The organism is Neisseria sp. P0021.S007 (assembly GCF_051956855.1).
This window is the reverse complement of sequence record NZ_JBQCXA010000550.1, coordinates 1-681: the sequence shown is the minus strand read 5'-3', so window position 1 is coordinate 681 and position 681 is coordinate 1. Positions and strand designations below refer to the sequence as shown.

General features: G+C 44.9%; 1 protein-coding gene. It reads left to right on the top strand.

Annotation, left to right across the window (positions count from 1 at the left end; genetic code table 11):
- Positions 1-275 (top strand): TIGR01244 family sulfur transferase (locus tag ACTHUR_RS14550; protein WP_440399293.1); only part of this gene is annotated, 275 nt, incomplete at its 5' end.
- Between the last annotated feature and the right edge of the window lie 406 nt (positions 276-681).

The following is a 681-nucleotide window of genomic DNA, read 5'->3' as shown; positions in this document are numbered from 1 at the left end:
AGGCTGGCATCAACCAATTTTCCCACCAGCCCGTCGTTGCGCCTCAAATCACCGTAGCCGATGTTGCAGCCTTCCAAAATCTGTTGCAACAATCTCCGGCTCCCATTCTTGCCTTCTGCCGCACCGGCACTCGCTGCTCCCTGCTTTGGGGTTATCATCAAGTGCAACACGGCGCATCCGTAGCCGAAGTGGTTGCCGCAGCCGAACAGGCAGGAGTCAATCTCAGCAACTTTGAAGCCCGCCTGCAAGAAGCCAAAGATAAAGGTTTGGCTTAATACCTAATTTATATCGTAAATAGTAGCCCTTAAAACCATCAGGTCGTCTGAAACCGATTATTCAGACGGCCTGATGGCCTTAGCTTATTTATAATTTATTTCCACTATCTTAGAGATATATTTTCTAAATTAAAACAGAATTGACCTGTGTCAATACCCCAATCCTATTTTCATTTATAATGCCTTTCAATGATTCAGGGCCATGCCCTAATCTTCCAGTTTCCTCGATAAGAGCCAGCTCTCTTATTAAATGATTTTTCTTTCCTCTTGATGTGTGTGTGTTTGGGTGTGGCTGAGTGCCACCCCCCTTTTTTTATATCTACCCTCTTGAAGGCCGTCTGAAACTTTCAGACGGCCTTTCCTTTCCCCTAGCAAAAATAGTATAAAATCCCCTTATCGTTCAAAC